Source organism: Verrucomicrobiia bacterium, assembly GCA_035946615.1.
In the GTDB taxonomy this organism is placed as follows: Bacteria; Verrucomicrobiota; Verrucomicrobiia; order Limisphaerales; family UBA8199; genus DASYZB01.
In genome coordinates, this window is sequence record DASYZB010000086.1 from 44,810 (window position 1) to 51,172 (window position 6,363).

At 55.3% G+C, this 6,363-nt stretch carries 8 protein-coding genes and 1 pseudogene; 6 read left to right on the plus strand and 3 right to left on the minus strand.

The genetic code is table 11. The features are described from left to right. Nucleotides 1–49: 49 nt before the first annotated feature. From VG146_12675 to VG146_12685, 3 genes are all read right to left on the minus strand, one after another. Nucleotides 50–688 (minus strand): class I SAM-dependent methyltransferase, encoded by a 639-nt coding sequence (locus VG146_12675; protein HEV2393204.1) that lies wholly within the window; start codon nt 686–688, stop codon nt 50–52. Nucleotides 689–698: 10 nt separating this feature from the next. Next, a complete protein-coding gene (locus VG146_12680; GenBank protein ID HEV2393205.1) occupies nt 699–1,694 on the minus strand; it encodes a response regulator in 996 nt (331 codons plus the stop codon). Between the two features lie 82 nt (nt 1,695–1,776). Then, entirely contained in the window at nt 1,777–3,663 is a 1,887-nt protein-coding gene (locus VG146_12685) for a beta-L-arabinofuranosidase domain-containing protein (protein ID HEV2393206.1), read from the minus strand. Between the two features lie 61 nt (nt 3,664–3,724). On the opposite strand from VG146_12685, the gene VG146_12690 reads away from it, so the two are divergent. The 6 genes and pseudogenes from VG146_12690 (at nt 3,725) to VG146_12715 (ending at nt 6,215) form a co-directional block, all read left to right on the plus strand. Next, the gene (locus VG146_12690; protein HEV2393207.1) at nt 3,725–3,910 is read left to right on the plus strand and encodes a hypothetical protein; all 186 of its coding nucleotides are present in this window, start codon (nt 3,725–3,727) and stop codon (nt 3,908–3,910) included. 31 nt (nt 3,911–3,941) lie between these two features. Continuing rightward, a complete protein-coding gene (locus VG146_12695) occupies nt 3,942–4,166 on the plus strand; it encodes a hypothetical protein (GenBank protein HEV2393208.1) in 225 nt (74 codons plus the stop codon). Continuing rightward, the gene (locus VG146_12700; GenBank protein HEV2393209.1) at nt 4,163–4,618 is read left to right on the plus strand and encodes a PIN domain-containing protein; all 456 of its coding nucleotides are present in this window, start codon (nt 4,163–4,165) and stop codon (nt 4,616–4,618) included. Before VG146_12695 ends, VG146_12700 begins: the two co-directional genes overlap by 4 nt. 119 nt (nt 4,619–4,737) lie before the next feature. After that, the gene (locus tag VG146_12705; protein ID HEV2393210.1) at nt 4,738–5,163 is read left to right on the plus strand and encodes a GNAT family acetyltransferase; all 426 of its coding nucleotides are present in this window, start codon (nt 4,738–4,740) and stop codon (nt 5,161–5,163) included. Nucleotides 5,164–5,466: 303 nt separating this feature from the next. After that, nucleotides 5,467–5,715 carry a helix-turn-helix domain-containing protein gene (locus VG146_12710; GenBank protein ID HEV2393211.1) on the plus strand — a complete coding sequence of 83 codons (249 nt, stop codon included), beginning with the start codon at nt 5,467–5,469 and terminating at the stop codon, nt 5,713–5,715. After that, nucleotides 5,715–6,215 (plus strand): annotated as a pseudogene (locus VG146_12715) (HipA N-terminal domain-containing protein). Before VG146_12710 ends, VG146_12715 begins: the two are co-directional and overlap by 1 nt. Nucleotides 6,216–6,363 lie beyond the last annotated feature (148 nt).

Consider the following 6,363-nt stretch of genomic DNA (forward strand, 5'->3'; position numbering starts at 1 on the left):
CAAGACCTGCAAGAGCGCTCGGGCAAGCCGTCCATTCTCAAAACACGCTTTAACGGCTGCGTTCGCCTTCGATTAGCAAATAGGCGTCCCGCTTGAGGAAGCGGGTATTGAGCAACTGGAGCTTCGATGCCTCGCGAACATGACTCAAGGTGTTGCGGTCAAAGCGGGCTCCGTAGATTTTTTCGACAAAAGGCGCAAAAAGCTCCTGGCGCCGCCTGAGCCGCGGATTTTTGGAGTATATGATTTCGAGCAAGCGGAAACGCCCGCCGGGTTTGAGGATTCGCGCAAACTGCGCGAGGGCCAGGGGTTGGAGATGGTCGGGCATGACGCAGCAGAGAAAGGTCGAAATCACCCAGTCGAAATGGTTTGAAGGAATGGATGCCATCGTGGTGGCATCTTCTTGGCGCAGCACAACGGGACAGCCTGCATGGCGGCCCCTTTTGGCTGCGCGGCGGAGCATCGCCTGGGACAGATCGATTCCCGTCACCGAGGCCTCGGGAGGATAGTAGGGGAGATTACGACCCGTGCCGACGCCGGCTTCCAGCACCGCGCCCCGCACATCCTCAAGCAACGATGGCCGCCAGCGGCGATACTGGAGTTCCCAGGGCAAATCCAAAATGTCGTAAAACCACGCCGTGAGACCGTACTTAGCCTGAAGCCGCCGGTTTTCTTCGAGCAGCGAATGCATTCAGAGCGGTCTATTCCTTGCTGAAGCGCTCACCGATTTTTCCGCCGGAGTTCGTTGCGATAGCGTGGCCGGATTCATCGACCAGCGGCACTTCGCATTCGGACCAGTAATAATGGAGTTTTTGAACGATGCCTTCCAGCCCGTTGAGTTCCGTTGGTTTGACGATGAAAGAGCTGGCGCCCAGCAGGTAGGCCTGCCGCACGTCATCCGGGTCGTCGGAGCCGGAGAGCATCACCACGGGGACGATTAGTATCTCGGGGTGCTGTTTGAGGTAATAGAGAATCTCGAAGCCGTCGCCTCCGGACATCTTAAGGTCGGTCAGGATAAAGCTCGGGAAGGGATATGCCTTTCGATCCGCATAAATGCCTTCTCCTTTGATGAGCGCCAGGGCTTCCCGTCCGTTTGCCAAAGGTTGAATTCGGTAGCCCACGTTGAGCTTCTCGAAAGCGCGCTCGATGAGCAAGCGGTCGTTCTCGTCATCATCGACGATCAGCAAACCTAAAGCGCGCCGCCGTGTGAGCCATCGACGGTTGATGTCTTTGGCCACGCCTACGAGCCTTGTGAAGTCAACCGGCTTGGTGTAATAGCTGCGCGCGCCCAGGTCTTTCGCCCTTTTTTTATCATCCTCTCGATTGGATGAGGTCAGGACCACAACCGGCGCGGGCTTAAGGGCGTTCTGGTCTCGTAACCACTGGAGAACTTCGAAACCGTCCTTCTTGGGCATCTTCAGGTCCAGCACGATTACATCGGGCACGGGATAAAGCGCGCTATCGTCGTACGGGTTTTGGCGCGAAAGATACTTGATTGCTTCCTCTCCGTCGCCCACTTGGGAGATGCGGTGCTGAAGGTCAGCGGATTTAAACGCGCGGCGGAAGAAGAAAACGTCTTCCTCACGGTCATCGACCACAAGAATATTTGCGAAGTCTTTCAAGCCCGGATTTTCTCCTTCCTCTTCGGACATAATAACTAACAACTCAAAGTCCCATGGAGAAACGGTGCCACACATGGCCGAATCTTCAAGTTACATTTTCCAATCTCGTTGCCCTTGCGATTCTCTGCGCGCCCTCGGGCAATTTCGGTCCTAGGATTCACCTCGGGATGTCTGCGCGCGTCAATGTCCAATAAATGCTGTAACGCTCATGGTTAAGTTTGTAAAAGGGGATCAGTGTGATATCTTTGGGCTTGCCAAGCCCCTGGGTGCGGAAAGTGAGCGAACGACGCGCGCGCTCTATCCGTTTCAGAAATGATCCCGGCGCTTCAACCAATACCGGCACGGCCGGATCGGGCACTTTGGCGAAATCTAATTGGTCCCGGGCGTATGGATTGGGCATTGCATTGGCGCCCAGCTCACCGGCCAGCACGAGAGGACCGTAGAGCACAGCGATGGTGTTGCTCGACCCCGGCAGCGGCTCGGTGTGCAGTTTCATTGAAAACCTGATTTCCACCCGGTCGCCGTCACGCCATTCGCGGTTTACTTTCACATACGAAGCAGGGGCGCCCGAGATTTTCTGCTTTCGGCCATTCACACGCACCGAAAGACGGTCGCTCCAGGATGGCCAGCGGATTTTCAGCGCAATCTCGGTCGGGGTTTCGGTGTTAAAAGTCAGCCGCGTTCTGTCTGTCTCTGGAAAAGCTGTTTCCTGCCGCAGGTGCAGATGTTTTTCAGGCCATGAGAGTTCCGAAGGAATGAAAAGATTCACAAAAAGCGAGTCGTCGCTGTGAAAATAAATTGAGTCGCCGTACTTCGCATGATTCTCCATGCCCGTGCCGACACAGCACCAGAACGAATTCTCCGCAGTGGAGTACGTCTTGAAGTGGCCGGGCTTGAGCGGCATGAAATAAGTGAACATGCCGCTGGCGGGGTCTTGGGAGGCAAGGATGTCGTTGTAAAGCGCGCGCTCATAGAAGTCCATCGTTGCGGTGTCCGGCTGCCATTGGAAAAGGTGCCGGGTGAGCTTGAGCATGTTATAGGTGTTGCACGTCTCGCAAGTCTCAACCGAAAGATGCCGGGAGAACTCATTGACATGGAAAAAGTGTTCCCGGTCGCTGTCACCGCCAATGACATACGAACGGCGCAGGGCGACCTGGTCCCAGAAGAGCCTTGCGATGCGTTCATCCCGCGGGTCGTTTGTCAATTCATACTGCCGGGCTGCGCCGATAATTTTCGGAATTTGAGTGTTTGCGTGGAGTCCGTCCAGGCAATCCTCGCCGCGCGCGAGCGGCTCAAAAAGCTTCTTCTGATTAAATGCTCCAGCAATGCGCAGGTAGTCCGGAGTGCCGGTTACGGCGTAAAGATTGGCCAGCACCTCGTTCATGCCGCCGAATTCGGTATCGAGCGAGGCCTGCATTTTGGCCGGCGACAAACGGTCCACGCGAAATGTCACCCAATCCGCCATGTTCGTTAGGATTTGGAGCGCCTGCGCGTTGGCACAAAGCTGGTAGGAATCTAAAAGGCCGGCCATGATTTTGTGCAACGTGTACCAGGGCGCCCAAACCGGCTTTCGGTTTTCCACACGGTCAATGAACGATTCAGGAAAAGCCGATAAATAGCCCGAATGCGACCCGTTTGTTGAGAGCGCGGCCTGGCATTCGGCGAGGCATGAAATGATCGTGTCCACGCGCTCCTTAAAACGCGCCTCGCCAGTGCTGGCGTACATCAGAGAGCAGGCCGAGAGATAATGGCCGACGCTGTGCCCTCGGAGTTCGCACTTTGGCGCTTCCCAGCCCCCGTAGGGCTCCGCAGACGAGGGCAAGGCGGCATTAACGCGAAAGTTGTAGAGCAGACGGTCCGTATCAAGGCTTAAGAGATAATGCCCGTCTCGCACCATTGCATCCTTAAAGGGGCCATCGAGCAGGCGCACCTGACTCAGCGGAAAGGGTTGCACCGGCAGAGAACCGGCTGGTTTGACGTCGCCTCGCGCCCGCAAGGTGAAAGCGACCACCGCGAAAATGAGAGATGTTTGCCAATTCTTCATACTCAGTCCGAAATTGAAAACCGAACGTGAAGTGTGCTTTGATTACCGCTGTGGTTGGGATTTGTCAATCATAACTGAAAAATGGAGCGCCTCACGATTGGGGTGGTCGGTGGCCAATGCGACCACGGAGGCGCGGAGGGCGGCGGTCGGTTTGACGGCGGGGGCGCAGGAGGAGAGTCCGATAGGGGCGCTGTTGCTTGATATTTGGGTGTTGCTGGTGGGCCAGACATCTCAGGATTGCACTTGATGTTTAATTTGTTAGACGCTATTGTCTAACAATGAAGACGGTAACTGTTCGCGAATTTTACCATAACGCCGCCTTGGTTGATGGATTGGCAGAAGGAAATCAACTTGTGGTGACCTCCAATGGGAAGCCAAAGTTTGTGGTCAGCAAAAGCTCGCGGCCGAAAATGACGCGGGAACTGGCCGAAAGGCGAGCCATTGGCGACTCGAAAGCCCCACGGTTTAACGGGGCAGCCTTCCTCGCGTCGCTCAAGAAATGAGACTCTATGCCGACACGTCGTGGTGGCTGGGATACAAGTGCCGCAGCGATACGCAACACCACTCGGCTTTGAGGTTGTTCGAGCGTGAACCGGAGGCGGAGGTCCTCTGGACGCCTTGGCAGCGGGTCGAGGTCTTTAACGGCTTTAGCCAGGCCGAGCGCGCGGGTTTGATGCGCAAGGGAGAATCTCAGCAGACTATTCGCATCCTGGAGCAAGAGGTAAGGATCGGCTATTGGCCACATGTCGAGTTCGACTGGACAGACGCTGTGCGGACAGCCGGGGAACTCAGAGCCGAACATTCCCTTAAGAGGGTGGTCCGAGCGATGGACCTGTTTCACCTGGCGATCGCAATCGAGGTTGGGGCAGACGCCCTGCTCTCTTTTGACACCGACCAAATAGCGCTCGCGAAGGCGGCCGGCCTAATGGTCTTTAATTTAGCGGAGGGAACCTGATAAGCTTGGGTTTTTGGCGCAATCCCCCTGCTGTACTGCGTGCACCTGACGCGTTTGATGCGCATGAGTATCAAAGAGCAGGGCAGCCTGAGACCGACATGAAATCCTCCCGCAGGTCGATGAAGATCCGATGCTTTCAGTCGGAAGACGAGCCGGCCGTCATCGCCCTTTGGCAACAGTGTGATTTAGTTCGCCCCTGGAACGATCCCCACCGCGACATCTGCCGCAAGCGCAAGATCAACCCGGAGTGGTTCCACGTGGGATTAGTTGATGGACAAGTCGTGGCCACAGTCTTGGCCGGTTACGAAGGACACCGCGGGTGGCTCAATTACCTGGCGGTTGCTCGCGAATTCCAGCGCTGCGGCTTGGCGCGGGCGATCGTGGCCGAGGCGGAGCGGTTGCTTCGGAAAGCAGGTTGCCCCAAGATCAACCTCCAGATCCGCACTTCCAACCGGCCTGTGATTGAGTTTTATCGTCGGCTCGGTTACTCAGTGGATGATGTCGTGAGCATGGGCAAACGACTAGAGCATGATGATCGGCCATGATAAACCGCGTGACAGGAGAAATCGACTTTGGGGATTCATTGTCTACGGCGCGAGAACGGCACTGAAGGTCCATAGCTCTCATTCGGAGATTGGAAACGCCATGTTCTTGGCTCTCATCCCTCGGAGCATGGAACCTTCGTGTCACTAAAGACTTTTAGGTCCCAGGTCTGGGTAACGGAACACCCGATGGCCGAAATTTCAAAAGCAATCGCAGGAGAGGAGTTATCTGCTTAAGCGCATAATCCATATTTATGTGTTATTTACTATATTGACGAATTATCGGGTTTGACACATAATTACTGTGTGAGTGATTTAGCCCGTGATCCGAAACAGATAGGCAACTTAATCCGCCGCGCCCGTAAGCGCCGGGGATTGAGCCAGGGCGCGCTTGGTGCCAAAGCCGGCCTGCGCCAGGAAACCATTTCGTTGATAGAGAACGGGAATGAGGCTGCCAAGCTCGAAACAATCCTGAAAGTCCTTTCCGCCCTGGACCTTGAATTTCGTATTGCATCGCGTTCCAAAGGAGACTTGGGCATAGAAACTGATTTTTGATGCCGCGGAAGCCTACAAATACACCGTTACGGGTCCTCCTAAATAACCGGTTGGTCGGCCGGCTTTTGAAAGAGACGAGCGGGGCTATCTCGTTTCAATACGATGAGAGTTGGTTATCCTGGAGCAATACCTTCCCGATTTCGATGTCGCTCCCGCTACGGGATGATGCTTTTAAGGGAGATCGGGTGGTGGCTGTGTTCGAGAACCTCCTGCCGGACTCAGAGGAACTCCGGCGGCGAGTGGCGGAAAGGGTTGGAGCAAAAGGCACGGATGCTTACAGCCTGCTCTTTCAGATAGGGCGAGATTGCGTTGGGGCGCTTCAGTTTCTTCCAGAGGACGATGTGACGGTGTACGATACCTCCGAGATTAAGGGCGAGGGGATCGATGAAGAGACGATTGAAAAACTTCTGAAAAACTTGGTTCGGGCGCCACTTGGTCTCGGAACCGACAAAGAGTTTCGCATTTCGGTCGCTGGTGCTCAGGAAAAAACCGCTTTGCTCCATTATAAGGATATTCGGGGAATTTAGTGGCTGAGTTTGGGTAGAAGGGGAAGGAGCTTTTAGAATGAAGGCGGTTGGAACGGTATGATTGCACGCTGGAGGGCGGTAGGCGGAACTGAGATCCAAACGCTTCGCGCTGGCCTTCGCT

Excerpts from the sequence above, each read along its gene's own strand:
- VG146_12700 (HEV2393209.1), top strand. The coding sequence starts at position 4,163 with ATGAGACTCTATGCCGACACGTCGTGGTGGCTGGGATACAAGTGCCGC.
- VG146_12705 (HEV2393210.1), top strand. The coding sequence starts at position 4,738 with ATGAAGATCCGATGCTTTCAGTCGGAAGACGAGCCGGCCGTCATCGCC.
- VG146_12695 (HEV2393208.1), top strand. The coding sequence starts at position 3,942 with ATGAAGACGGTAACTGTTCGCGAATTTTACCATAACGCCGCCTTGGTT.
- VG146_12685 (HEV2393206.1), bottom strand. The coding sequence starts at position 3,663 with ATGAAGAATTGGCAAACATCTCTCATTTTCGCGGTGGTCGCTTTCACC.
- VG146_12680 (HEV2393205.1), bottom strand. The coding sequence starts at position 1,694 with ATGTGTGGCACCGTTTCTCCATGGGACTTTGAGTTGTTAGTTATTATG.
- VG146_12675 (HEV2393204.1), bottom strand. The coding sequence starts at position 688 with ATGCATTCGCTGCTCGAAGAAAACCGGCGGCTTCAGGCTAAGTACGGT.